We start from the raw sequence: 25488 nt of genomic DNA, 5'->3' as shown, positions 1-25488 counted from the left end.
CCAAGTCGCTGTCGGCGGGCCCGAAGTTACCCGTCGGTATCCTCTGGGTCAAGGGGTGACCACAAGGGATTTCACGTCCCGCACGGTTATCCGCATCGATGCTTGACGATCGACCGCGAATGGGGCTATACATCGACGGCGCTGGGTGTCGTTGTCGGTTCAACGCATTGTCTGCCATCGATATCTGTCGGATGGCCCCCCAGCCGCTTTCCGGGCCGCGTGACCGCGGCCCGCGGATCCCCGTGGTTTCGCGGCCCGGAGCTCGTCCTCACCCCCCGAAGGAGGCGCAATATGCGTGCGTCCAGAATTTTTCCGATCGCCGCCGTGGCGGTCCTGTCCGCTGTGCTCGGTGCCGGCCCGGCCCTGGCCGACGACGACGCCGTGGCGGTGCTGACCACCGGTAGCCTCGGCGGCGCCAACGTGGCCGTCGGCGACGTGCTGAACGCCGCGGTGAAGGCGGGCACCACGGCCGACTTCAACAACTCGTCCGGCGGCACCACCGGCGTCAAGTGCTCCGAGTCGGCGTTCACCGCCACCGTGACCGCCAACCCGGACGCCCCGGGCGTGGCGACCGAGTCGACCACGGCGCACACGTTCGCCACCTGTACCGCCAACATCCTGGGTGTGACCCGGGTGAACAGCGTGACGGTGGACAACCTGCCGTTCGGCACCACGGTGGACAGTGCCGGAGTGGTCACGGTGAGCGGCACGGCGACCGCGCCGATCCAGACGACGCTGTCGCTGGGCACGATCCTGGGCTCGGTCACCTGCGTCTACCAGGCGACGAACGGCTCGATCACCGGCAACACCGACAACACCGACAATTCCATCAAGTTCGTCAGCCAGCCGTTCACCAAGTCGTCCGGCCCGATCACCTGCCCGGCGAGTGGCTTCTTCACGGCCACCTACGCGCCGGTCCAGGACACCACGGTCGACGGCGCCCCGGCGGTCTTCACCAACTGAAGTAGTGTTACCGGCACGGCCGGAGCGCAGTCCGCGCTCCGGCCGTGAACGGCCCGTTTCGGGATCGTTGACAGCAGGTCACGATGCCTATTCAATGCATTCCCATGCCTCTATGGGAGCGCTCCCGAAAATTTGCCATCCTCTCCGCGGCCGTCACGCTGACCGGCGTGGCCGCCGTCGCCGTTGCCGTGCCCGCCCTCGCCGACGAGGTCGAACAGGTCGTCAACGGCGGGTTCGACAGCACCACCGACCCGTTCTGGTCCAGCGCCGGCATGCCGATGACCCTCGCCGAGGGCAAGGTGTGCGTGGACGTCCCGGGCGGCACCGTCAATCGCTGGGACGTGGCGATCGGACAGAACGACATCGAGCTGATCGCGGGCGAGAGCTACCGGTTCAGCTTCGACGCGTCCGGCACCGCCGGCAAGGTGGTCCGGGCGATCACCGGCCTGGCCGTCGCCCCGTACGACACCTACTTTGAGAATTCGCCGGTCCTCGGCGACACGCAGCACTACGAGTACACCTTCACCGCGAACGCCAGCACCGAGCAGGCGCAGGTCGCCTTCCAACTCGGCGGCAGCGCCGACCCGTGGCAGTTCTGCCTGGACAACGTGTCGCTGCTCGGCGGGGTCCCGCCCGAGGTGTACGTGCCGGACACCGGCCCGCGGGTGCGGGTCAACCAGGTCGCGTACCTACCCAACGGGCCGAAGGCCGCGACCGTGGTCACCGAGGCCACCGCCGCGCTCCCGTGGCAGCTCAAGAACGCGGCCGGTGCCGTCGTGGCGCAGGGTTCCACCGCCCCGCGCGGCGTCGACGCGTCCTCCGGCCAGAACGTCCACACGATCAACTTCAAGAACTTCAGTCGCCGGGGTACGGGTTACACGCTGACCGCGGACGGCGAGACGAGCCGCCCGTTCGACATCGGCGTGGACGCGTACAAGAAACTCCGGACCGACGCGCTGAAGTTCTTCTACACCCAGCGCAGCGGCATCGAGATCCTCGATGCGCTGCGGCCCGGGTATGCCCGCCCGGCCGGGCACGTCGACGTGGCGCCCAACCAGGGCGACGGCAACGTGCCGTGCCAGCCCGGCGTCTGCGACTACACGCTGGACGTGACCGGCGGCTGGTACGACGCCGGTGACCACGGCAAATACGTGGTGAACGCCGGCATCTCGGTCTGGCAGCTGCTCAACGAGTACGAGCGGCTCCCCGCCTCGCGCAAGCTCTCGCTGACCATCCCGGAGAGCGGCAACCGCACCCCCGACCTGCTCGACGAGGTCCGCTGGGAGCTCGACTTCATGCTGGCCATGCAGGTTCCGGCCGGCAAGCCGTTCGCCGGCATGGCGCATCACAAGATCCACGACAAGGAGTGGACCGGCCTGCCGCTGCTGCCCTCGCAGGACCCGCAGCCGCGCGAGCTGCACCCGGTGTCCACCGCGGCGACGCTCAACCTGGCGGCCACCGCGGCCCAGGCGGCCCGGATCTACAAGACGTTCGACCCGGCGTACGCCGCGCAGGCGCTGGCGGCGGCCCGCACCGCGTACGCGGCCGCCAAGGCCAACCCGGACAAGATCGCCTCGCCGGACGACGGCGTCGGCGGCGGCACGTACAGCGACAACAAGGTGGTCGACGACTTCTACTGGGCCGCCGCCGAGCTGTTCATCACCACCGGTGAGAAGCAGTACCAGGCGGACATCCTGGCGTCGCCGGAGCACACCGCGGACGTGTTCGGCGCCGGCGCGTTCGACTGGGGCTACACCGCGGCCGCGGGCCGGCTCGACCTGGCGCTGCTGCCCAACAAGCTGCCCGGCCTCGCGGCCGTCCGGCAGTCGGTGGTCGCCGGGGCCGAGAAGTACCTGGCCCAGCAGCAGGCGCACCCGTACGGCGTCGGCTACGCGCCGGCGAACAACATGTGGGACTGGGGCTCCAGCAGCATCGTCCTGAACAACCTGGTGGTGCTGGCGGCCGCGCACGACCTGACCGGCAAGGCGAAGTACAAGGACGGCGTGCTGACCGGTATCGACTACATCTTCGGCCGCAACGCGCTGAACATCTCGTACGTGACCGGCTACGGCGAGGTGAGCGCGCAGAACCAGCACAGCCGCTGGTACGCCCGCCAGCTTGACCCGAACCTGCCCAACCCGCCGCCGGGCACCCTGGCCGGCGGCCCGAACTCGTCCATCCAGGACCCGGTCGCGCAGGAGAAGCTCAAGGGCTGCGTCGGCCAGTTCTGCTACATCGACGACATCGGCTCCTGGGCCACCAACGAGCTGACGATCAACTGGAACGCCCCGATCTCATGGGTGTCGGCCTGGGTCGCCGACCAGAACTGACCCGCTGGACCCTGCTGCTGCGCCGCTACCGGTGCAGCAGCAGGGCTCCGTCCAGGCTTTCCACCCGTACGGCCTGACGCCGCGCATCGGTGAAGTCGCCGGTGGCGGTGGGTGACACCCAGAGCAGCCGGGGGAGCAGCGCGGAGATGTCGTCGACCAGCGCGACGGTGTCCGCGCTCAGGCTGCGCCCGGCCTCGGTGACCAGGCGCGTCCACCAGGGATCGTCACCGGCCGGCCCGTCCATCTCCACGGTCAGCCCGTGCTCGTCGACCCGGAACCGCACCGGCACGTCCTTGCCGTCCGGCGGCGAGATCCGTCCCGCCACGGGTCGACCGGCGGCCAGCGCCACGGCCGCCTCGTGATGGCTCCGCCCCTCGATCCCGAGCGGAAGCCGCCGCAGCCAGTCCTCGACCGGCCCGGCGTCCACCGCCCCCGAGATCAGCAGCCAGGTGATCACGTCGGCTCACCTCCGACCCCATTGTGGCGCGCCCCGCCAAGAAATCCGGATGCGGACCGGCCGGTAGCTTGCCTAAGTTGGCAAAATGTCCGCCGAAGCCGCCCGCGCCGCCGAGGTGCTGGCCCAGCTGTCCAGCCCGCCCCGCCTGCTGGCCTACGCCGAACTGGTGCGTCGCGGCAAGGAGGGCGCCACCATAGCCGAGCTGGCGTACCTGCTGGACGTGAAGCCCCCGCAGGCCGGCGAACTGCTGGCCCGACTGACCGGCGCAGGCCTGGCGACGGGAACGGGCAACGGCGTCTACCGGGCCCAGCCCGGAGCCCTGCGCGAGGCGGCGGCCGCCGTCGACCGGATGCAGCCGATCGCCCTGCTGCTGGCCGAGTATCCGCAGCTGAAGGGCAACTTCGCGCACGGCCGCCTGACCGCCCTGCCGCCCACGATGAGCGAGCGGTACCAGCAGATCGGCGAGTTGCTGGCCCGCTTTCTGGCCCTCGAGGGCCTCCACGACGAGGACGCGATCAACCGGCGGCTGTCCGCGATCACCGATGACGTGGCCGGAGCCCGCCGCATGCTGGTCGAGACGGGCTGGCTGGAACGCGACCGGGCCGGCACGACTTACGGCCCGGGGAGGCCGTTACCGCAGCCGACCCCGTAGATCCGCGCCCTACCGCGCCCGCGCCCGCCCCGCGCTGTCCGCACGGCCATGTGGAGTCTCTGTCGCCCGGCGACAGCGGATCCACAAGATCGAGGATCGGGTGCGGGCACGTAGTGGCGACGGCCGGTCGCTGCCGTTCGGTCTGACTTTGTTCATGGTGTGTATTGACGACTATTAGTAAGTCTTCCTAATATTTGGCGGCCCGTAGTCATCCCCACGGCGCGTTCGCGCGCCGGACACGAAGGGTCACCATCCCCATGGCCAAGTTCAGAAGGGGCCGCTGGTTCGCCGCGGCCACCGCGGTCGCCACGGTCGCGGCCGGTGCGGTCACCGTGATCGCGCTGCAGGGCACGTCCGAAGCGGCCGTGCTGCCCAACGGGTTCAAGAGCGTCGGCTATCTGCCGTCCTGGGCCGGCAGCGTCACCAGCGTCCAGTACTCGAAGCTGACGCACATCAACTACTCGTTCGCGCTCCCCAACGCGAACGGCACCCTCCAGCCGATCGAGAACACGGCGAAGCTCCAGCAACTCGTCACCCTCGGCCATCAGAACAACGTCAAGGTCTCGCTGGCCATCGGCGGCTGGAACGACGGCAACGACTCCGCGTTCGAGAGCCTGGCGGCCAACGCGAGCACGCGCTCCGCGTTCGTCTCCAATGTCTTGAATGTCGTCCGTCAGTACGGCCTGGACGGTGTCGACATCGACTGGGAGTACCCCGATCCGGGAGCCTCGGGCAACAACTTCACCGCCCTGATGCAGCAGCTCAGCACCGCCCTGCACAACGAGGGCAAGCTGCTGACCGCGGCCGTGGTCAGCGAGGGCGGCACGGCCAACGGCGTCCAGCCGGCGGTGTTCGGCATGGTCGACTGGCTCAACATCATGGCGTACGACGGTGGCAGTCCGCACGCGAACTACGACTGGGCGATCGGCGCCGCGAACTTCTGGAAGAACCGCGGCCTGCCCAAAGCGAAAACCGTGCTGGGTGTGCCGTTCTACAGCCGGCCGGGCTACCTCACCTATGCCCAGCTGGTGCAGCAGGACCCGGCCAACGCCAACCGCGACTGCACCCCGTCCGGCGAGTGCTACAACGGCCTGCCCACCATCCGCCGCAAGACCCAGTGGGCCATGGCCAACGCCGGCGGCATCATGAACTGGGAGCTGTCGCAGGACGCCACCGGCGCGAATTCGCTGGTCAGCGCCATCTATGAGACGGCGGTGGGAATGGGCGGCCCCCGCGCCGGCCGGATCACCGGGATCGCCGGCAAGTGTGTCGACATCGCCGCCGCCAGCAGCGCCAACGGCACCGCGGTCCAGCTCTACGACTGCAACGGCACCACCGCGCAGACCTGGACCGCCGGCTCCGACGGCACCCTCCGCGGCCTCGGCAAGTGCCTGGACGTCGCCGCCGCGGGCACCGCCAACGGCGCACTGGTGCAGATCTACGACTGCAACGGCACCGGCGCCCAGCAGTGGCAGGCCCAGTCCAACGGCACGTTGCGCAACCCCGCCAGCAACCGGTGCCTGGACGCGTCCGGCAACAGCTCGGCGAACGGCACCCGCCTGCAGATCTGGGACTGCTTCGCCGGCGCGAACCAGCGCTGGATCCTGCCGTGACGACCCGGCCCTAAGCCGGTGCGGGCGGCGGATCGTCCAGGTCCGCCGCCTGCAACCGGGCCGTGAGCTGTTCCAACGCGTGCAGCTCCGCCTTGAGCGCGCGCCGGCCGTCCCGGGTGAGCCGCAGCCAGGTGCGCGGCCGGTTAGCCTCGTACCCCTTTGTCACCGTGACCAGCCCGGCATCCGCAAGCACCTGGACGTGCCGGTTGAGGTTGCCGTCGGTGAGCCGCAACTCGCTGCGCAGGGTGGCGAACGCGCACTCCGGGATCTCGGCGAGCATCACCAGGATGCCGAGCCGTACGCGCTGATGAATGACGTCGTCGAGGCCGACCGCCGGATGAGGATCGGTCACGACCGCCGCAGCCGGAACAGTCCGACGACCACCAGCGGCAGGCTCATCAGGATGAGCGCGGGTGCCGGCCGGTCCATGCCCAGCAGGGTGACCTGGCCGCCCAGCCCGGGCCCCGATCCGCCGCCGAGCAGCCACGTCTGCCACCCGAGCAGCCCGCCGACCTGCCCGGTGGCGCAGAACTGCCAGGCCACGGCCGCCATCCAGGCGCCGGCCAGGACGATGGCCGGGCTCCGTTCGACAAGACCGAGGGCGAACGCGGCGACCGCCACCCCGAGCAGCGGCGTCAGCAGCCCCTGCCACCAGTTCGTGCCGAAGCCGAGCGCCGGCGTCCCGGTCGGCGCGGCGAACAGGGCCACCAGCGCGAGCAGGCCGAGCGAGCCTGCCGCGACCGGCACCCGCCACGGCACCCGCACGCCGTGCCGTCGTTCGCGGTACCGGTACCACTGCGCCACCAGCACAAAGGCCAAGGGCGCCAGCACCATCCAGAAGAGGTACGAGAGCAGCGCCGCGCGCTGCTGGTGTGGCAGGCCGGCCCAGTACGGGTATTCGATGATGATCTCGGTCACCGGCGCGAACGGGTGCCGGTACAGCGCGATGCTCAGCAGCGGCAGCGCGGCCAGGGCGAGGGCCGGCAGCCAGGCGCCGCCGTGCGCGAGCCGGCGGCTGCGGTTCTTCAGGTCGTGCAGGTCGGACAGCATGTCACCCATCGGAACCTCTGCAATCCAGAAAGCTTTGGATTACAGAGTAAGCCGCGCTGTCAACGGCTCAGGCGGCCACCCGGTCCCGCCCGTTGCGCTTGGCGTCGTACAGCGCCTCGTCGGCCCGCCGGATCAGGTCGGCCTCGCACCCGCCGTCGCCGGGCCGCGCCGTGGCCGCGCCGACGCTCACCGAGACCCGCCCGCTGGGCGCCTGCACGTGCTCGAGCGCGAGGTCGGCCACCGCCTGCCGCACCCGCTCGCCGACCGCGCGGGCCCGCTCCAGGCCGGCGCCGGACAGCACCACGATGAACTCCTCGCCGCCGAACCGGGCCACCAGGTCGGCCTCCGGCGAGGCCCCGTCGAGCGCGGCCGCGACCTGCTCCAGGCAGCGGTCCCCGCCGAGGTGCCCGTAGTGGTCGTTGTAGGGCTTGAAGTGGTCGATATCAATCATGAGTACGCTGATCTCCCGCGCCGACGGCCACACGTCCGCGAGCACCTCCCCGAGGTGCCGCCGGTTGGCCAGCCCGGTCAGCGGATCGGTCCGGTTGGCCCGCTCGAGCAGCGCGTTGGCCGCCGCGGCCGCCTCCAGCGCCTGCGCGAACCGCCGCTCGGTGGTGACCCGCGTGCCGAACAACAGCAGGCCGAGCAGGACCGACGTGATCGCCGCCCCGACGACCTCCACCTCGGCGCCGCGGGCGGCACCACCGGCGAACTGGGCGACCAGGTGCGCCGCCGGCACCACGGCGAGCCCGATCTGCGCGTACGGCCGCAATGCCATGAGCCCGACGTAGGTCATCGTGATGGCCAGGCTGACCGAGGCCAGCGCGTGCGCGTCGGGCGTGAGAAACGCCCACGCCAGATGCAGCAGCACACAGACGCCCAGAGCCGTCGGCCCGTCACTGGGCCGCTACCCGTCCCGACGCGTGATAATTCCCATGATCATGATGACGGACGCCGAGAGCAGCACCCACCCGCCGACGCCGGGCGTGATCAGGAATCCCGTCACGTACAGCGGCACCGAGATGCCACCGAGCCGGCTGGTCCACCGGCCGGCTACTCCCGCGAGCGTCACCTGGGTCACATGCTCACCGGTCGGCAGGCTCGGTCGCACATTGAGTGCCGCCGGGTGGCATCCCGGTTGCTACGCCGAGGCCCGCTTCTCACCCAGCAGGCGCAGGTTGATGGCGAGGTTGCCGGCCGAGCGGCGGGTGTCGGCGTGGTCGTCGCCGAGCACCCGCCGCCGGCGGGCCAGGGTGGCCTCGTCGAGCTGCCGCGCCCGCTCGTACTCACCAAGGTGGCGCAGGCTGACGGCGAGGTTGGTGGCCGACAGGAGGGTGGCGGGATGGTCCTCGCCGAGCACCCGACGGTAGCGGGTCAGGGTGTCCTCGTCGAGCTGCCGGGCCTGCTCGTAGTCACCGGCGTCACGCATGTTGACGGCCAGGTTGGTGGCCGAGGCGAGGGTGTCGGGGTGGTCGTCGCCGAGCACTCGCCGTTGCCCGGCCAGGGTGTCCTCGTTCAGCTGCCGCGCCCGCTCGTGTTCCGCCAGTCGTTGCAGGTTGATGGCCAGGTTGGTGGCCGAGCCGAGGGTGTCGGGGTGGTCGTCGCCGAGCACCCGCCGCCGGCGGGCCAGGATGTCCTCGTTCAGCTCCCGCGCTCGCTCATACTCGCCCAACTGGTGCAGGCTGTTGGCCAGGTTGCTCCCCGAGATGAGGGTGAGGCGGTGGTCGTCGCCCAGTTCGAGCCGGCGGTATGCCAGGACCTCCGCCCCGAGGCGCCGGGCGTCGTCGTACCGGCCGAGCGCGTGGAATGCCACGACGACGATGTTGGCCGCGCTCAACGTTCGTTGATGCTCGCGGCCGAGCCGATCGCGCCACCGGTCGTGCAGCCGTTGCGCGAATTCGAGGCCGGCGTGCAGCTCACCGCGGGAAATCAGATACCAGGCGGCCCGGTCGGCTGTCAGCTGCAGGTTTTCGTCGTCGGACTCGGCCGGGTCGGTGGCGAGCAGATGCGGTATCAGCAGGGCCCACCGCGGCCAGGAGGCGGGTTCGTTGCCTTCATCGTCGGGGACGGCCGCGCCGAGCAGGGCGGCGGCACGATGCCCGGTGCCGGGGCGGTCGGGATCAGTGGCGGTCAGGATGGCCTGGGTGAGCCGATGCAGCTGGACCGTCCCGTCGGCGACCCGAGCGAGGCCGTAACGGCCGAGGCGGCCGAGGCTGCGGTGCACGGCAATCGTCGAGCCCGCCACGGTGGCCAGCGGTTCGGGCAAAGCGTCGTCCGGGGCGGTGGTGAAAAGGTCACCCGGGATCGGCTCCGGCGCCAGCGCCGCGCACAGCCGCAACAACTGCACGGCGGCCGGATCCTCGCCGTCCAGCCGTCGCAGTGCGACCGCGACCGACGCCGCCAGCGACACCGGGTACCCGATCGGTGTGCCCTCGGCGAGCACCTCGGCGGTCTGCTCTGCGACAGCGTCCAGGTAGTCCGCCGGGGTGATGCCGGTCTCGGTGAGCATGTTCGCCGCCTGGGCGACGGCGAGCGGCAGGTCGGCCAGTGCTACGGCGATCCGGTCGGCGTCGGTCGCGGCGATGGTCGGGAGCAGGCGGCGCAGCAGCGTGGTCGATTCGGTGCGGGCGAACACGTCGACCGGCACCGGGTTTCCGAGCTGCCGCCAGTTCGGGTTGCGGGAGGTCACCAGCACGTGGCCGGGCGGGCGGGCCGGCAGCCACCGCGGCAGTGTCGCGGGATCCTCGGCGTTGTCGAACACCACCAGCCAGCCCGGTATGCCTCGCAGCCGCTGCCGGGCCGCGGCCACCCCGGTCGGCACGTCGCTGGTCGGCGGGACCCAGCCGGCGGTCATGGTCAGCGCGGCGATCTGCTCGCCGATGCGGTCCGGCTGCTCCGCGTCGATCCACCAGACCAGTTCGTAGGAGTTGGCGAACCGGTAGGCGTACTCGATCGCCAGGGTCGTCTTGCCCACCCCGCCGATGCCGTGCAGCACCTGCAGCGGCGCCCCCGTCGTCAAGCGGTCGCGCAGGTCGGCCAGCATCGCGTCGCGCCCGGTGAACACCGCGTTCTGGATCGGCACGTTCCACACCTGCGGCAGCAGGCCCGGCAGCCGGGGTCCGGGCGACGAGCCCGGGAAGGCCGGCGGCCGGCTGGGCTTCCCGGCCGGCCCGTCGACCGCCTGGAGCACCACCTGCCGGGCCGACGTCTCCGCAAGACCGAACACATCCCGGAAGATGTACGGCCGCAGCACCGCCTCCACCGCGACGTCCTCCACGCGCAGCAGCACCAGCCGCCCGCGCCCGGCGATCACCGCGGTCCACTCCTCGGTGGTGAACCTCTCCACCTCGAAGTACGCCTGCGACACGATCGCCACCACGACCTCGGCGCGGTCCAGGGCCTGCGACATCCGCAGCACGAAGTTGTCGCCGGCCGCCCAGTCCCACCGGTCCAGCTCCACCTCGTGCCCGGCCGCGTGCAGCTGCCAGGCCACCCACTCCGCCCACGCCAGATCCCGGCCCGCATGCGACACGAAGACGCCCGTCACCGCGGCAGCATGGCCGGACCGCGTTCATGATCGCAATTGGACGGTGGTCACTTGTTGGTGAGGCTGAAGTGCATGTAGTCCTTGGCGCTGCGCCAGTTGCCGCCCCAGAAGTAGCCGTTCCAGGTGAACGCGCGCGCCGCGCCGCCGGCATGGATCATGCCGATCAGGTGGCGGCTGCGGTTGGCGTAGACGGAGCTTGGCGCCGGCAGCATCGGGTTCTGCAGCGGGTTGATGTCGAGCGCCGTCCCGTACGCGTGCTGTGACCAGATCCTGGTGCCGGCCACCGGGCGGCACCGGTAGCCGGCCGTCACGATGCCCATGTCCTTCCAGCCGGGCATGTTCACCGACATCGGGGCCATCGCCATGATCCGGAAGCGCCAGTGGTAGAGCGTGCGGAAGATGCGCTGCACCCGGGTGACCACGTCGCGGCGGACGATCACGCTGCCGTTGTGGGCGTTGCCCTGCAGGTCGATGTAGCGGACCCAGACGCGGCGCAGGTGGGCCGGCGCCACCGGGCAGCCCTGCCGGGCGTTCCAGTTGACCATGCCGGGGGTGACCGGTTCGACCCGGGTCGCCCAGTCGGGCAGGGGCCGGGCCGGCGGGGTCAGCCGCAGCGTCGCGTCGACCTGCACCGGGTACGCGGCGGTGATCTGGTTCCAGCGCACCAGGTCGGTCACGCTGACGCCGTAGGTGCGCGCGATACTCCGCAACGTCTCACCGGGCGCCACCACGTGCCACACCTTGGCGGCCATCGCCGGCCGGGACCAACCAAGAACAAGCAGGGGTACGAGGAGCAGCACAACCAGAATTCTTTTCGGCACGGTTATCGACCGTACGAAGACATTCGTCCCGGGAACGGTGAAACACGAAACAAATCCAGATTCAGCCGCGGGAGACGGCCTTTTCGCGGTACATGGCGGCGTCCGCGATCACTGCCAGCGCGGCCAGGTCGGCCGGGTCGCCGTCGGCGCGGGTGCAGACGCCGATGCTGGCGCCCACCCGGAGCGGTTCGCCGCCGAGGTCGACCGGCTTGCCGATCGCGGTGCGCAGCCGGCCGGCCACCTCGGACGTGGCGTCCGCGGAGGCGCCGGGCAGCAGCACGATGAACTCGTCGCCGCCGATCCGGCCGGCCATGTCGCCGTCGCGCAGGCCACCGGCCAGTCGCCGGCCCACCTCCTGGAGCAGCCGGTCGCCGGCCGCGTGCCCGAGCGTGTCGTTGACGTCCTTGAAGCCGTTGAGGTCGATCAGCAGCACGCCCAGCGCCCGGCCGTCCTGCTCCCGCGCGTACTCCTCCAGACAGTCCCGGTTGGGCAGCCCGGTGAGCGGGTCGTGGGTGGCCTGGTGCTGCAGCGCGCTGCGGACCTGCTCGAGCTCCTGCAGCTGCCGGGAGAAGGCGGTGCCCTGCACGCCGCACAGGGCCGCGATGGCCAGGTTGATCACGAACGCGGTGGCCACCTCGCCGGGCCGCACCGCCGGGTTGTGGATCAGGTGCATGCCGAGCGCGAACGCCCCCCAGGTGAACGCCCACACCAGCAGCGCGCCGGGCAGCCGGTGCCGCAGCGCCGCCACCACGATCGGGATCATCAGAGTGGGCCAGGCGGTCTGCCCGTTGAAGCCCTGGATCCAGATCACGCTGCCGGTGACGCCCACCGCGTCCAGCGCCACCTGGGCGACGCTGAGCGTGTGGTACTGCGGCCCGGTCGGGCGGCGGTAGTTGATCCCGGCGAACACGTTCGCGACGACCATCAGCACGACCGACACCAGGCACAACATCCGCAGCTCGGGCGGGGTCGGTCCGTCCATGCCGTTCATGGCGCCGGTCAGGTAGAGCACGGTGGACACCATGCCGCCGCCACGGATCAGCAGCGCGGCGAACTCGATGGTCCGCCGGCGGCGCAGCAGGGGGTCGGTCAACGCTGTCACCCCCGTCGGATCGGCCGCCGGCGGTCCGTCCTGAGGAATGGTTACCAGCTGGTCAGTATCTGGTCGACGGTGGTCCCGGCGGCCGGGCGCGGCACGTCCGGCGGGGTCCGGCCGAAGCGGGGCGCGGGTGCCGGCTGCGGTGCGCCGTCCACCTCGACGAACGCCGCGCGGGCCCGGTTGTGCGGGTGGTCCGGCGCCTCGGCGGGGGAGAGGACCGGCGCCACGCAGGCGTCCGAGCCGGCGAACGTGGCCGCCCACTCGTCCCGGGTGCGCTCGGCGAACCGCTCGGTGAACCGTTTCCGCAGCTCCGGCCAGCCGTCCCGGTCGTACTGTGCGGGCAGGTCGGCGCCGGCCAGGCCGAGCCCGTCGAGCAGCGCGGCGTAGAAGGCCGGTTCCAGGGCGCCGACGGCGACAAAACCAAGATCTTTGGTCCGGTACGTGTCATAGAACGGCGCGCCGCCGTCCAGGGTGTTCTCGCCACGCGGGTGCGCCCACAGGCCGTTCGCCAGCATGCCGTGCAGGAACGCGCTGAGCAGGGCCGAGCCGTCCACCATCGCGGCGTCGACCACCTGCCCGCGGCCGGAGCGCGCCCGTTCCAGCAGCGCGCCGAGCACCCCGATCACCAGCAGCATGCCGCCGCCCGCGAAGTCGCCGAGGACGTTCAGCGGCGCGTGCGGGCGTTCACCGGCCCGCCCGAGCGGTTCCAGCAGGCCGGAGAGCGCGATGTAGTCGATGTCGTGCCCGGCGCGGTCGGCCATCGGCCCGTCCTGACCCCAGCCGGTGATTCGTGCGTACACCAGCCTGGGGTTGATCTTTTCGCAGGTCTCCGGCCCGAACCCGAGACGCTCGGCGACACCCGGCCGGTAGCCCTCGACCAGCACGTCGGCGCGGCTGATCAGGCGCAACAGCCCGGCCACGCCGGCGGAGGTCTTGAGGTCGAGGGTGACCGTGCGGCGGCCCCGGTCGAGCGGCCCGGGCGGCGAGACCAGACCGCCGGGGGTGGGCCGGTCGATCCGCACGACGTCGGCGCCGAGGTCGGCGAGGATCATGCAGCCGAACGGCCCGGGCGCGAGACCGGCCAGCTCGACCACCCGGATCCCGTCGAGCGGCCCGCTCATGCGGCGAACCTCTCGCCGTAGCGCTCCGCCAGTTCCGCCGCGCGTTTCGCGAAGTTTTCATGCTGGTCGGCGAACCGGAGCACGCCGCCGGTCCAGGCCGGGAAGCCGATGCCCAGGATCGACCCGACGTTGCCGTCCTCGGCGGTCCGCAGCACGCCCTCGTCGAGGCAGCGCAACGCGTCCAGGGCCTCGGCGAACAGGAACCGGTCCTGCAGGTCGGCGAAAGGCACGGCGCGGCCCGCGGGGGTGGCCAGCTCGGCGAGGCCGTCCCAGAGGCCGGTGCGCCTCCCTTCGGCGTACGTGTGAAAGCCCCGCCCGGCGGCCCGGCCCGGCCGGTCGTGCTTGTCGACCATCGCGTCCACCAGCTCGTGCGAGGGCTGTCGCTCGAACGCGTCGCCGGTCGCCGCCTCGTACTGCCGCCGGATCCACTGCACCAGGACGATGCTCACCTCGTCGGCCAGCGCCAGCGGGCCGGTCGGGTAGCCGGCCTGGAGCGCGGCCTGCTCGATCGACGCGGCCGGCACTCCCTCGGCGAGCATCCCGATGGCCTCGTCGATGAACTTGCCGATCACCCGGCTGGTGAAAAAGCCGCGCCCGTCGTTCACCACGATCGGGGTCTTGCCGATCCGCCGGCCCAGGTCGAACGCGCGGGCCACGGCCTCGTCCCGGGTCTGCTCGCCGACCACGATCTCCAGCAGCGGCATCTTGCCGACCGGGGAGAAGAAGTGCATGCCGATGAAGTCGGCGGGCCGGCGCACCGACCCGGCGAGGCCGGTGATCGGCAGCGTGGACGTGTTGGAGGCGAGCAGCGCACCGGGCGCCAGCACCGGTTCGACCTCGGCGAACACCTGCGCCTTGAGAGCCGGGTCCTCGAAGACCGCCTCGATCACCACGTCGCAGCCGCGCAGGTCGGCCACGTCGGCGGTGGTGGTGATCGGCAGCCCCGGCACGGCGGCGCGGGCGGCCAGCTCCGGCGTCGTGTCCTTGACGACGACCTCGAGACCGGCCCGGGCGCAGGCGGCGGCGATCCCGGCGCCCATCATCCCGGCGCCGAGCACCGCGACCTTCGTGGCCGGGAGCACCTCGGCGGCGGGCCGGGCCAGGCCGCCGTTGACGGCCCGCATGTCGAAGAACAGCGCACCCATCATGTTCTTGGCGATCCGGCCGGTGAGCAGCGTGATCAGCCGCCGGGTCTCGATCAGCTGGGCGGTCGCGAAGTCGACCTGGGTGCCCTCGACCGCGGTGGCCAGGATCGCCTCGGGGGCCGGCAGCCGGTTGCCCTTGAGCTGCTTGCGCAGGGTGGCGGCAAAGGCCGGCAGTTGCGCTTTCTGCTGGGAGAAGCCGGGGATCCGGTAGCTGGGCCGGTCCCACGGCTGTGCGGCGCCGGGATTCGTGATGATCCACTCGCGGGCCTTGGCCAGCAGTTCGGCGCCGCTGCCGGCCAGGTCGTCGACCAGGCCGTTGTCCCTGGCGTCGGCGGGCTTGAACCGGCGGCCGGTGAGCAGCCAGGTGGTCAGCGCCGGGGCGAGACCGAGCATCCGGACGGTCCGGGTGACTCCGCCGGCGCCGGGCAGCAGCCCCAGCGTCACCTCGGGGAAGCCGAGCCGGGTGCCCTTGGCGTCGAGCGCGATCCGGTGGTGGCAGGCCAGCGCGATCTCCAGGCCGCCGCCGAGCGCGGCGCCGTTGACCGCGGCGACGACCGGCCGCCCGTACGTCTCCAACCGGCGCAGGTCGCGCTTGATGGTCGTCAGCAGGCCGAACAGCGCGGGCGCGTCGTCGCTGGTGGCGCGGCTCATCATCGGCAGGTCGCCGCCCGCGAAGAAGGTGGTCTTGGCGCTGGTCAGGATCACGCCGGTGACGTCGTCGCGCTCGGCCTCGAGCCGGTCGAGCGTGGCGCTCATGGCTTTGACGTACGCCGGATTCATGGTGTTGGCCGACTGATCCGGGTCGTCCATGGTCAAGGTGACGATGCCGTCGGGTTCCCGCTCGTAACGGATCATGCTGTGTTTGCCGCTCATTATGGCCTCTCGATGACGGTCGCGACGCCCATGCCGCCGCCGATGCACAGGGTGACCACGGCCCGCCGCAGGTCGCGCCGTTCCAACTCGTCGAGCGCGGTGCCGAGCAGCATCGCCCCGGTGGCGCCGAGCGGGTGGCCGAGTGCGATGGCGCCGCCGTTGACGTTCACGATCTCCGGGTCGAGGCCAAGGTCGCGGACGTACTTGAGGACCACCGCGGCGAACGCCTCGTTGATCTCGAAGAGGTCGATGTCGGCCGGGGTGAGCCCGGCGATCTCCAGGGCCTTGCGGGTGGCCGGGATCGGGCCGGTCAGCATGATGGTCGGGTCGGCGCCGGTCACCGCCGCCGAGGCGATCCGGGCCCGCGGGGTGAGGCCCATCCGCTCGCCGGCCCGCTCCGAGCCGATCACCACGAGCGCGGCGCCGTCCACGATGCCGGACGAGTTGCCGGCGTGGTGCACGTGCTCGATCCGCTCGACCCAGTGGTATTTCTGCAGCGCCACCGCGTCGAAGCCGGCCGCCTCGCCGACCCCGGCGAACGACGGCCGCAGCTTGGCCAGGCCCGGGCGGCTGCTGTCCGGGCGCGGGTGCTCGTCGACGGCCAGGATATCTAGGCCGTTCGGGTCGCGCACCGGCACGATCGAACGCGCGAAGTGGCCGGCCGCGATCGCCTTGGCTGCCCGGTCCTGCGACTGCAGCGCGTACCCGTCCACGTCGTCGCGGGTGAAGCCCTCGATCGTGGCGATCAGGTCGGCGCTGATTCCCTGCGGCACAAAACCGGTGGCCAGCGCGGTCTCCGGATCGAGGAACCAGGCGCCGCCGTCCGAGCCCATCGGGTTGCGCGACATCGACTCCACGCCGCCGGCCAGGATCACGTGCTCCCAGCCCGAGCGGATGCGGGCCGCCGCCTGGTTGACCGCCTCCAGGCCGGAGCCGCAGAAGCGGTTGAGCTGCACCCCGGCCACGGTGTCCGGCAGGCCGGCCAGCAGCGCGGCGGCGCGGGGGAGGTCGCCGCCCTGCTCGCCGATCGGGGTCACGATGCCCAGCACCAGGTCGTCGATCGCCTGCGGGTCGAGCCCGGGGTGCCGCTCGCGCAGCGCGTCGATCAGGCCGGTGACCAGCGAGATCGGTTTGACGCCGTGCAGGGCGCCGCTCTCCTTTCCACGGCCTCGCGGGGTGCGCACCGCGTCGTACACGAACGCCTCAGAGGACACGGGCGATCAGCTCCTTCATGATCTCGTTCGTGCCGCCGTAGATCTTCTGGACCCGGGCGTCGGCGTACATCCGGGCGATCGGGTACTCGGTGGTGTAGCCGTAGCCCCCGAAGATCTGCAGGCAGCGGTCCACCACCTCGCACTGTCCCTCGGTGAGCCAGAGCTTGGCCATCGCGGCGGTCGCCACGTCCAGTTCACCGCGAACGTGCCGGGTGATGCAGTCGTCCAGGAAAACCCGGGAGGCACGGGTACGGGTGACGCAGTCGGCCAGGACCATCCGGGTGTTCTGGTGGCCGAGCAGGGGCTTGCCGAACGCGGTGCGCTCCTTCGCGTACGCGACCGTGAGATCGACCGCCCGCTGCATGGCAGCGACCGCACCCACCCCGATGACCAGGCGCTCCTGCGGCAGTTGCCGCATCATCTGGAAGAAGCCGGTGCCCACCGCGTCCGGGCCGCCGAGCAGGTTCGCGGCCGGCACCCGGAAGTCGTCGAAGAACAGCTCGGCGGTGTCGTTCGCGTGCAGGCCGATCTTGCCGATCAGCCGGCCGCGGCGGAACCCGGGCGGGTCGCCGGCCACCTCGCACACCAGCAGGCTGATGCCGCCCGCGCCCTGGCTGGTGTCGGTCTTGACCGCCATGATCACCAGGTCGGCCAGGCCACCGTTGGTGATGAACGTCTTGGAGCCGGTGACCAGGTAGTCGTCGCCGTCCGGCACGGCCCGGGTGCGCAGCGACTGCAGGTCGGAGCCGCCGCCCGGCTCGGTCATCGCGATCGCGCCGATCAGCTCGCCGCTCGCGAGGCCGGGCAGCCAGCGCCGCTTCTGCTCCGCGGTGCCGTACGCCGCCAGGTAGCCGGTCACGATGCCGCTGTGCACGGCCAGGCCCAGGCTGCCCTCGCCGCAGGTGGTCTGCTCGTGGATCAGCACCGCCTCGTGGGTGAAGTTGCCGCCCCCGCCGCCGTACTCCTCCGGCACGCTGAGACCGAGCAGCCCCAGCTCGCCGGCGCGCCGGTAGTGGTCGCGGTCGGGGTGGCCCTGCCGCTCGAGCCGGCCGGCGTGCGGCAGCACCTCTTTGGTGAAGAAGTCACGGGCGAGCTCGGCCAGGTCGTCGTGCTCCGGCAGCTGCCACGGCGGGGTGTACCCGTCCAGTCCGGGAGTGGGCATGGGGCCACTCTTCCGACCTATTGGCATGGTGTCAATAAGGTGTGACGTATGGTCCACAAGGTGAGTGTCGACGCAGGTCCGCGCCGCCGGCTGGAACCGGACGCCCGGCGGGAACAGATCCTTTCGGTGGCGGTCCGGCTGTTCGGCGAGCGCGGCTACGCCGCCGTCTCGACCGGCGACGTGGCGAAGGGCGCCGGCGTCGCCCGCGGCCTGGTCAACCACTATTTCGGTACGAAGAAGGAGCTGTACCTCGAGGTCATCCGGGTGATGCTGACCGCGCCCGCGGAGGCGGTGGCGCAACTGCCGCAGGGCGACCTGCCCACCCGGGTCGACGCGATCGTCACCTGGTTCCTCGACGTGGTCTCCCGGCACAGCACCTCGTGGCTGGGCGCCATCACGGCCGGCGGGATGGCCGGCGACGACGACGTGGACCGGGTGATCGCCGAGGCCATCGACGTGGCCGCCGACCACGTGCTGACCGCGGTGGGGCCGTCCACCCGGTCGAGTGCGCTGCACGCGATGGCCCGCTCCTATGTGGGGCTGGCGACGTCGACCGCGCGCGAGTGGCTGCAGCGCGGAGAACTGACCCGCGCCCAGGTCCATAAGCTTCTGACCGCCACTTTGCTGGCCATGGTGGACCAGGTGTTCCCCGACGCGTAGACGTTCGGTGGGCTGTGCGGCACACTCTCGCTCGCGAATATGAGGTATCTGCGGGTGTCTCGCGTACCCCCTCAAAGGTGAAGCGAAGTGCCCGCCGGACCCGGAGGCGAACGATGCCGATCCCATACAGTCCCGACACGATCCTGCTCGACTCGGCCGAACCGGCCGACGTCGACAAGCTCAACGACGTATTGCAGGACCACGACCTGGGCCGCCCGCTGGGCCAGGCCAGCCGCACCGCCGCCGCCCGCCTGGTGGTGCCGGTGACCGAGGCCGACCCGGCGGTGCTGCTGCGCACCCTGGAAACCGCGGAGCCCGCGGCGGCCGCGAAGATGAGGCTCGACGCGGTGTACCACAACGGCACGTTCCGGCTGAGCGGCAAGGAGATCGGGCACGCGTTCGCCTGGGCTCCGGTCGCGGTGGCCGAGGAACATCCGGTGCCGCCGTGGTCACCCTTGCCGCCCAACCTGCGGCGGCCGGTGGTCGCGCTTCTCGATTCGGGGGTACGCCCGCATCCCTGGTTCCCGGAGACACCGGCGGACGACCCGTTCCTGCTGTACGCGGAATCGGCGCCGCTACCGTGGATCTCCCCGGTCACCCCGTCCACCACGTCGGAACACGCCACGTTCCTGGCCGGCCTGATCCGGGCCGCCGCACCGAGCGCGCAGATCCTGTCGGTGCCGGTGATGTCCGATCAGGGCACGGTGAACGAGTCCACGGTCGTGAACGCGCTGGAGTGGCTGAACAAATACCGGGCCGACCAGTCGCTCGACGTGGTGTGCATGGCGTTCGGCCGCCGCCCCGGCGACATGTCCGACGAGCCGCTGCTGCGCGAGATCGAGAACCAGCTGCGGTCCCTGTCGGACGCCGGCGTGGCCCTGGTCGCCTCGGCCGGCAACGACCACCAGGCCGACCCGATCTACCCGGCGGCTTTCGACATGGTCACCGCGGTGGGCGCCGGCTTCGGCGAGTACCACGCGACGTTCAGCAACTTCGGCGACTGGGTGAACCGCTACCGCGACGGCGTCGACGTGCTGAGCATCCTGCCGCCCGACCGCTGGGCGAGGTGGAGCGGCACGTCCTTCGCGGCCGCCAACTTCGCCGGCGACCTGGCCCGCCCGCAGGTGATCTGACCATGTCCGGCCCCCACTCGCCGGAGCACCTGGGCGCGCTGCTGGAACAGGCCCGCGCCGGCGACCCGTCGTCGCTGCGCGAGTTGGTCCGCACGCTCAACCCGGTGCTCTGGCGGGTGGCCCGGGGCCAGGGCCTGACCGCCGAGGACGCCGCCGACGTGGTGCAGACCACGTGGCTGGAACTGCTCCGCCGGCTGGACCAGATCAGAACCCCGAGTGCGGTGACCGCGTGGCTGGTGACGGCCACGAGGCGGGAGGCCTGGCACCGCCGGACAAGGACCAGGCAGACCCTCCCACCCGACGCACTGCTCACCGAACCGGACACCGCACCCACCCCCGACGAACACCTGCTGGCCGACGAGCGCGACCGCGTGCTGTGGCGCAACTTCGCCCGCCTGCCCCAGCGCTGCCGCGACCTGCTGCGCATAGTCGCCCAGGTGGACCGCCCGGACTACGCGGTGATAGCCGAGGCGTTCGGCATGCCCCACGGCAGCATCGGCCCGACGAGGTCCCGCTGCCTGACCAAGCTGCGCACCCTGCTCCAGTCCGACCCGGCGTGGAGCACCCCATGACCGACGACGACCTGGACCGCGAGATCCTGGCAAGGCTGGCCCACCACGACCCGCCCCCACCCGACCTGGACGAGCGCGTCCTGTTCGTCCTGGCCCTGTCCACCCTGTCCACCACCCCCCTGTCCAACCCCCTGTCCAACCCCCTGTCCACCCTGGACGCCGAGGTGGCCCGCCTGGCCCCGGCCGACCCGGTAGGCGCCCGAGCCACCGAACGAACCCGAACCACCACCTTCGAATCCCCGACCCGCACGGTGATGATCACCGTGGTCGACCGCCCCGACCACCTGATCCGGATAGACGGCTGGCTGGCCCCCGCCACCGCAGCCCGCGTCGAGCTTCGCTTTCCCGAACCCACCGAACCCCGCACGGTCATCGCCGACGAAGCAGGCCGCTTCGTCTTCGACGAGGTGCCGCGCGGCCTGGCCCAGCTGGTGATCCACCCACCGTCCCCGGACGTCCCCCGGGTGGTGACGCCATCGCTCCACCTGTGACCCCACCGAGCGGGGATATCGGCCCGCCGACCGAGCCGCCGGCCGAGCCGCTGGCCGAGCCGCTGGCCGAGCCGCTGGCCGGGGCGCCGGCCGAGCCGCTGGCCGGGGCGCCGGCCGGGGCGGGCCGTCCGGGAGGGACCGGGCTGGCCCCGCGGGCCGGGCGGCTCTACGCCGCCGGGCTCGAGGCCAGCGAGGACGGCAGGCCCGCGCTCGCCGCGCGCCGGATGCGCGCGGCGCTGCGGCTCGCCGCGGACGCCGACCCGCCGGCGCGCGGGCGCCTGCTGGTCAGCCTCGCCTGGGCCGAAGCCGAGCGCGGCCGGGTCGACCTCGGCTTCCGCCTGCTCGACGAGGCCGAGCCTCTCCTGCCCGCCGCCGGGCGCGCCGTCCTGCACGCCCAGCGGGCGGTGCTGCTGCGCCGCAACGGTCGCAGCGACCTCGCCCTGCCCGAGTACGACCGGGCAATCACCGCCCTGACCGAGCGCGACCACCCGCTCGACCTGGTGAAGGCGCTGAACAACCGCAGCATCCTCCACCAGGACGCCGGCCGCGTCGGCGCCGCCCGCGACGACCTGCGCCGCGGCCTGCGCATCGCCGAACGCCACGACCTCGAACTGGTGACCGCCCTCATCCGGGTCAACCTCGGCAGCCTCGACGTGCTCGCCGGCGATCTCCCGGCCGCCCTCGGCGCGTTCGCCGAGGCGCGGCCCGCCTACGAGCGTGTCGCCCCGGGCCGGCTCGCCGCCCTCGCCGTCGAGCGAGCCCGCGCCCTGGTCGCCGCCGGCCTCTTCCGCGAGGCCGACCGCGAACTGTCCGCCGCCCTGGCCCAGGCCCGCGAACAGGGCCAGGACCACACCCGCGCCGCAGCCCTCCAGGCCCGCGCGGAAGCCGCCCTGCTGGCGGGCCACCCGCGAGCCGCCGCGGAGTGGGCGTCGGCCGCCCGTGCCGGTTTCCGTCGCCGCGGAAACCGCCGCCGGACCGCCCTGGCGCAACTGCTCACCCTCCGAGCGGCCGGCACCGAGTGGCTCGTCTCCCGTGCCGGTGCGACCGCCGTGGGCGGCACCGAGACCGATCTGGTCGTCTCCCGAACGGAACCGCTCGTCCTCGATGCGGGTGTCACTCTGCCACGGGGGTACGACAAAAATGCCGGCGCCGCAGCTCAGGACCGCATTTCGGCACTCGTCGGCCGGGGCCGGCGCCTGGCCCGGGAACTCCGGCAGCTGGGGATGGCCGAGGACGCGCGGGTGGCGGCCCTCGTCACCGCCCGCCTGCTGGCCCCGTCCGCGCCGCGGGCCGCCGCCCGGCTGGTCGAGCGGCACGGCATCCCGGGCCGCCTCGACCGCCTCGACACCCGCCTGCTGTGGCGGCTCGCCCGCGCCGAGATCGAACGGGCCGCCGGCCGCCCGGCATCCGCGGAACGGCACCTCACCGCCGGGATGGCGGCCCTGCACCGCTACCGCGCCCAGTTCGGCTGCCTGGACCTGCAGACCGGCGCTTCGGCACACGGCCGGGACCTGGCGACCGCGGGCCTGGCCCAGGCGCTCACGGAGGGTTCGCCCGGTGCCGTCCTCCGCTGGTCCGAGCGGGTCCGCGCGCAGGCCACGCTGCTGCCGCCGGTGCGGCCGCCCGACGACCCCGCCGCCGCCTCGGCCCTCGAGGATCTGCGCCAGACCAGGCAGGCGCTGCGTGCCGCCGAACTTGCCGGGGAGCCGGTGACCAACCTTCGCGCCCGTGCCGAGGCGCTGCAGCGCTCCATTCGCGAGCGTGCCTGGTCGACGCGGGGGGCCGCGCCGCTTCCGGCCCGGGTCGCGACGATGGGAACCGTACGGGATAAGCTCCTCGGCACAGCGCTGGCAGCGTACGTCCGCAGTGGAGATACCCTGCACGCGCTGGTTGTGACCCGGCGACAGGCAGCTTTGCTGCCGCTCGGCTCGATGGCGGCAGCCGAGGAAGCCGTGTCGCGGCTACGCGCTGACCTGGACACCGCGGCCGGGCGTGCGATGCCGGCGCGGCTGGCCACGGCGGTGGCCGGGGCGACCCGGCGAGATGCCGCCGCGCTGCAGGCTGCCGTCCTCGACCCGCTGTTGGCGGCGATCGGCGACCGGGCGCTGGTCGTGGTGCCCACCGGTCTGCTGATGACCGCGCCGTGGGGTGTGCTGGCGGCATGCGCGGGACGGCCGGTCACGGTGGCGCCGTCGGCGACCGCGTGGCTGGCGGCCCGGCAGCGGCAGGCGGGCGCCCCCGGTCGCGTGGTGCTGGTGGCCGGGCCAGGAATCGCCCGGGGCCCGGTGGAAATCAAAAGCATCAAGGCATGCCGTACGAATGCCACGACGCTCAGTGGCGACGCGGCCACCCCCGGAGCTACCCTTGCGGCGCTCGACGGTGCGACGCTGGCGCACCTGGCAGCGCACGGGAGACACGAAGCGGAGAACGCGCTGTTCTCGGCGCTCGACCTGGCCGGCGGGCCGCTGCTCGGTTACGACCTGCAGCGCCTGACCACCCCACCCGAAACGGTGGTGCTGGCCAGCTGCGAGCTGGGCCTGAACGAGGTGCGCCCGGGAGACGAGTCGTTCGGTCTGGCGTCGGCGCTGCTCGCCGCCGGCACCACCACAGTGGTCGCCAGCGTGGCACGGGTGGCCGACGACACCGCCGCCGACGTCATGGTGCGGTTCCACCACGCCCTGGCAGCGGGCCGCAGCCCGGCGGCGGCCCTGGCCGGCGCCGCCGCAGGCACAGGCTTCGTCTGCCTGGGCGCCTGACCATCATCGGCCAGGCGCCTGAAGCGGCCCGGCCGGAAAGCGAGTCGGGCCGGACCGGGGGTATCAGGACGCTTCGAAGATCTGGCTGATGTGGGCGTCGAGCAGGCGCCGCGCCTCCGCCCCGACCTCGGTGAGCTCGAGGCCGAGCTCGATCTCCGGGCCGAGCTCGCGCCGGCGGACGACCTTCGCCCCGACCGCGAGTGGCGTGCCGTTCAGCTCCAGCGCGGCCTGAACCGAGTCGCCCACCTTGACCGGCGTTCCGGACGGCACCGCGCAACCGAGGCCGCCCGTGCTGAGGTCGACCAGCCGGCCGGCGAGCGCGGTGTTGCGCGAACCCAGCCGCAGCGTCACCCTCCCGTCGGTCGCGAGGCGGTCCCCGCGGCGGCGCTCCAGGCGTTCCGCGACCTCGGACAGGTCCGCGATCTGGTGCATCGTCGCGTCCACGGTGCCGTTGAGGCGTTCCACGATCTGCTGCTGGTCGTCGGCGATGCCGTCCAGCGTGCCCATCGCGGTCTCGATCTCGCCGACGTCCTGGACGATGGCGGAGAGCGTCTCGCTCATCTGCACCACGTCGGCCTCGAGGGCGGCGATGGTCGCGGCGATCTGCTCGGTGGACGAGGCGGTCGTGTCCGCGAGGCTCTTCACCTCGTCGGCCACCACGGCGAAGCCCTTGCCCGCGTCGCCGGCCCGCGCCGCCTCGATGGTGGCGTTCAGGGCCAGCATCCGGGTCTGCGAGGCGATCTCCGAGATCACGCTGGCGATGCCGGCAACCTGGTGCAGGCTGTCGTTGAGCGCGGTCGCGGCCTGGTCGGCGCTGCGGGCCCGACGCACCATGGTGGTGGCGGCCGCGCTGGTCTGCGAGACCCGCTGGTGGGTGGCGTTGGCCGCGTCGCGGGCTGCGCCGACCTGCTCGACCACGTCCCGGAGACGCTCGCCGATCACCGCTCCGGTGTCGTCGATGGCCTCCTTGGCGCGCCGGCGCAGCCGCCCGTTGACCTGTCGCTGCTCCTGCTCGGAGGTGCGGATCCGGTCCTCCCGGTCGACCCGCATCTGATCGAGCTCGGCCTGGCACTCGGCCTGCGACGCACCCAGGCTGGCGAGCCGCTGGTGCAGCTCGGCGTAGCTGGTAGGCGCCGGCTCACCGGGCCGCAGCGCGGCGACCTCGGCGGCGATGGCCCGCAGGTCGCGCCCGGCCTGGCGGCGGGTACCGGCGAAGTATCCGGCTCCGGCCAGCACCAGCGTCAGACTGATCCAGAGTAGCGTCACGCCGAGGTCCCGGGAACGCGAACGACGTGCACCACAGTATCCCCGTTCCGCCCGAATGTCTGACGATGCCTACGGGGTACTGATCGGCGACGCGGGGCCTGCCTTTAGGCCCATCCCGCGGGACCCCGCTCACCGGTCCTCGTGGTGTGGCCCACGCTCGACGTGCGCCTCCGGCCCCGGGAAGATCAACCCCGAGTGGCCGTCGTCAAGCCACCGGACCTCATAAGGCGGCGTCCCGTCCGCGTGCCGCAGCGCGGTGACCACGCCGATCCGCGTCGCGTCACCCACACGCACACCCTTCACCACAATCCGATCACCAACCTGCGCGTTCATCTCCACCTCCGCAAGCGCCTCACCGCAGCATGAACCCGCGGCGAGCGCGGGTCCAGCAGATCGGCACATCCGCCCACACCTCCGCCGAGATGACGACCGCCGACCCGGCGCGTCAACCCGCCCGCACGACCTGCCGCGGGCCCGCACGACCTGCCGCGTGCCCGCACGACCTGCCGCGCGCCCTCGCCACCTGCCGCGCGCCCTCACCACCTGCCGCGCGCCCGCCACAC

Annotated in this window: 23 protein-coding genes; 9 read left to right on the top strand and 14 right to left on the bottom strand. The window is 72.1% G+C overall.

Features of this window, described 5'->3' with window-relative positions:
• Nucleotides 1-291 precede the first annotated feature (291 nt).
• Complete coding sequence (locus Ari01nite_RS31800; RefSeq protein ID WP_203785922.1) at nucleotides 292-963, top strand: Tat pathway signal sequence domain protein; 672 nt, start codon at nucleotides 292-294, stop codon at nucleotides 961-963.
• 104 nt (nucleotides 964-1067) lie between these two features.
• Nucleotides 1068-3293 (top strand): glycoside hydrolase family 9 protein, encoded by a 2226-nt coding sequence (locus Ari01nite_RS31795; RefSeq protein WP_203785921.1) that lies wholly within the window; start codon nucleotides 1068-1070, stop codon nucleotides 3291-3293.
• 25 nt (nucleotides 3294-3318) lie between these two features.
• On the opposite strand, the gene Ari01nite_RS31790 is transcribed toward Ari01nite_RS31795, so the two are convergent.
• A complete protein-coding gene (locus Ari01nite_RS31790; RefSeq protein ID WP_203785920.1) occupies nucleotides 3319-3750 on the bottom strand; it encodes a hypothetical protein in 432 nt (143 codons plus the stop codon).
• Nucleotides 3751-3835: 85 nt separating this feature from the next.
• Here Ari01nite_RS31790 and Ari01nite_RS31785 point away from each other — a divergent pair, with 85 nt between their 5' ends.
• Nucleotides 3836-4402, top strand: a complete 567-nt coding sequence (locus Ari01nite_RS31785) for a DUF2087 domain-containing protein (protein WP_203785919.1) — start codon at nucleotides 3836-3838, stop codon at nucleotides 4400-4402.
• Nucleotides 4403-4659: 257 nt separating this feature from the next.
• Entirely contained in the window at nucleotides 4660-6015 is a 1356-nt protein-coding gene (locus Ari01nite_RS31780) for a glycosyl hydrolase family 18 protein (RefSeq protein WP_203785918.1), read from the top strand.
• A gap of 10 nt (nucleotides 6016-6025) precedes the next feature.
• On the opposite strand, the gene Ari01nite_RS31775 is transcribed toward Ari01nite_RS31780, so the two are convergent.
• The 11 genes from Ari01nite_RS31775 to Ari01nite_RS31725 all read right to left on the bottom strand — a co-directional run bounded on the left by Ari01nite_RS31775 (nucleotide 6026) and on the right by Ari01nite_RS31725 (nucleotide 18047).
• On the bottom strand, nucleotides 6026-6367 hold the full coding sequence (locus Ari01nite_RS31775; protein ID WP_203785917.1) for a transcriptional regulator: 342 nt from the start codon (nucleotides 6365-6367) through the stop codon (nucleotides 6026-6028).
• Complete coding sequence (locus tag Ari01nite_RS31770; protein WP_203785916.1) at nucleotides 6364-7074, bottom strand: hypothetical protein; 711 nt, start codon at nucleotides 7072-7074, stop codon at nucleotides 6364-6366. Before Ari01nite_RS31770 ends, Ari01nite_RS31775 begins: the two co-directional genes overlap by 4 nt.
• 58 nt (nucleotides 7075-7132) lie before the next feature.
• Complete coding sequence (locus Ari01nite_RS31765) at nucleotides 7133-7936, bottom strand: GGDEF domain-containing protein (RefSeq protein WP_203785915.1); 804 nt, start codon at nucleotides 7934-7936, stop codon at nucleotides 7133-7135.
• A gap of 36 nt (nucleotides 7937-7972) precedes the next feature.
• Nucleotides 7973-8146, bottom strand: a complete 174-nt coding sequence (locus Ari01nite_RS31760; protein WP_203785914.1) for a hypothetical protein — start codon at nucleotides 8144-8146, stop codon at nucleotides 7973-7975.
• A 60-nt stretch (nucleotides 8147-8206) separates the two neighbouring features.
• Entirely contained in the window at nucleotides 8207-10612 is a 2406-nt protein-coding gene (fxsT, locus tag Ari01nite_RS31755; RefSeq protein WP_203785913.1) for an FxSxx-COOH system tetratricopeptide repeat protein, read from the bottom strand.
• A gap of 47 nt (nucleotides 10613-10659) precedes the next feature.
• Nucleotides 10660-11433, bottom strand: coding sequence for a M15 family metallopeptidase (locus Ari01nite_RS31750; RefSeq protein ID WP_239163206.1), 774 nt, complete (start codon nucleotides 11431-11433; stop codon nucleotides 10660-10662).
• Between the two features lie 61 nt (nucleotides 11434-11494).
• Nucleotides 11495-12526 carry a GGDEF domain-containing protein gene (locus Ari01nite_RS31745; RefSeq protein WP_203785912.1) on the bottom strand — a complete coding sequence of 344 codons (1032 nt, stop codon included), beginning with the start codon at nucleotides 12524-12526 and terminating at the stop codon, nucleotides 11495-11497.
• 50 nt (nucleotides 12527-12576) lie between these two features.
• The gene (locus Ari01nite_RS31740) at nucleotides 12577-13653 is read right to left on the bottom strand and encodes a CaiB/BaiF CoA transferase family protein (protein ID WP_203785911.1); all 1077 of its coding nucleotides are present in this window, start codon (nucleotides 13651-13653) and stop codon (nucleotides 12577-12579) included.
• A complete protein-coding gene (locus tag Ari01nite_RS31735; protein ID WP_203785910.1) occupies nucleotides 13650-15653 on the bottom strand; it encodes a 3-hydroxyacyl-CoA dehydrogenase NAD-binding domain-containing protein in 2004 nt (667 codons plus the stop codon). Before Ari01nite_RS31735 ends, Ari01nite_RS31740 begins: the two co-directional genes overlap by 4 nt.
• A gap of 17 nt (nucleotides 15654-15670) precedes the next feature.
• Nucleotides 15671-16885, bottom strand: a complete 1215-nt coding sequence (locus Ari01nite_RS31730; protein WP_203785909.1) for an acetyl-CoA C-acetyltransferase — start codon at nucleotides 16883-16885, stop codon at nucleotides 15671-15673.
• Nucleotides 16875-18047, bottom strand: coding sequence for an acyl-CoA dehydrogenase family protein (locus Ari01nite_RS31725; protein WP_203785908.1), 1173 nt, complete (start codon nucleotides 18045-18047; stop codon nucleotides 16875-16877). The genes Ari01nite_RS31730 and Ari01nite_RS31725 overlap by 11 nt, the downstream gene beginning before the upstream one ends.
• Before the next feature lie 60 nt (nucleotides 18048-18107).
• On the opposite strand from Ari01nite_RS31725, the gene Ari01nite_RS31720 reads away from it, so the two are divergent.
• The 5 genes from Ari01nite_RS31720 (at nucleotide 18108) to Ari01nite_RS51020 (ending at nucleotide 23659) form a co-directional block, all read left to right on the top strand.
• Nucleotides 18108-18707, top strand: a complete 600-nt coding sequence (locus Ari01nite_RS31720; protein WP_203785907.1) for a TetR/AcrR family transcriptional regulator — start codon at nucleotides 18108-18110, stop codon at nucleotides 18705-18707.
• Between the two features lie 113 nt (nucleotides 18708-18820).
• Nucleotides 18821-19840: a S8 family peptidase gene (locus Ari01nite_RS31715; protein WP_203785906.1), complete on the top strand. Its 1020-nt coding sequence runs from the start codon at nucleotides 18821-18823 to the stop codon at nucleotides 19838-19840.
• Nucleotides 19841-19842: 2 nt separating this feature from the next.
• A complete protein-coding gene (locus tag Ari01nite_RS31710) occupies nucleotides 19843-20412 on the top strand; it encodes an RNA polymerase sigma factor (protein WP_203785905.1) in 570 nt (189 codons plus the stop codon).
• Nucleotides 20409-20903, top strand: coding sequence for a hypothetical protein (locus Ari01nite_RS31705; RefSeq protein WP_203785904.1), 495 nt, complete (start codon nucleotides 20409-20411; stop codon nucleotides 20901-20903). The genes Ari01nite_RS31710 and Ari01nite_RS31705 overlap by 4 nt, the downstream gene beginning before the upstream one ends.
• Complete coding sequence (locus Ari01nite_RS51020; protein WP_203785903.1) at nucleotides 20900-23659, top strand: CHAT domain-containing protein; 2760 nt, start codon at nucleotides 20900-20902, stop codon at nucleotides 23657-23659. Before Ari01nite_RS31705 ends, Ari01nite_RS51020 begins: the two co-directional genes overlap by 4 nt.
• 63 nt (nucleotides 23660-23722) lie before the next feature.
• Here the strand turns inward: Ari01nite_RS51020 and Ari01nite_RS51015 are convergent, their stop codons facing one another.
• Together Ari01nite_RS51015 and Ari01nite_RS31690 are read right to left on the bottom strand one after the other, a co-directional pair.
• Complete coding sequence (locus tag Ari01nite_RS51015; protein ID WP_275410895.1) at nucleotides 23723-24925, bottom strand: methyl-accepting chemotaxis protein; 1203 nt, start codon at nucleotides 24923-24925, stop codon at nucleotides 23723-23725.
• A gap of 129 nt (nucleotides 24926-25054) precedes the next feature.
• On the bottom strand, nucleotides 25055-25258 hold the full coding sequence (locus Ari01nite_RS31690) for a DUF1918 domain-containing protein (RefSeq protein WP_203785902.1): 204 nt from the start codon (nucleotides 25256-25258) through the stop codon (nucleotides 25055-25057).
• Nucleotides 25259-25488 lie beyond the last annotated feature (230 nt).

Source organism: Paractinoplanes rishiriensis (assembly GCF_016862375.1).
Classification (GTDB): Bacteria; Actinomycetota; Actinomycetes; order Mycobacteriales; family Micromonosporaceae; genus Actinoplanes; species Actinoplanes rishiriensis.
Note: the sequence above shows the minus strand (reverse complement) of the source record. Positions and strands in the feature narration are given on the sequence as shown.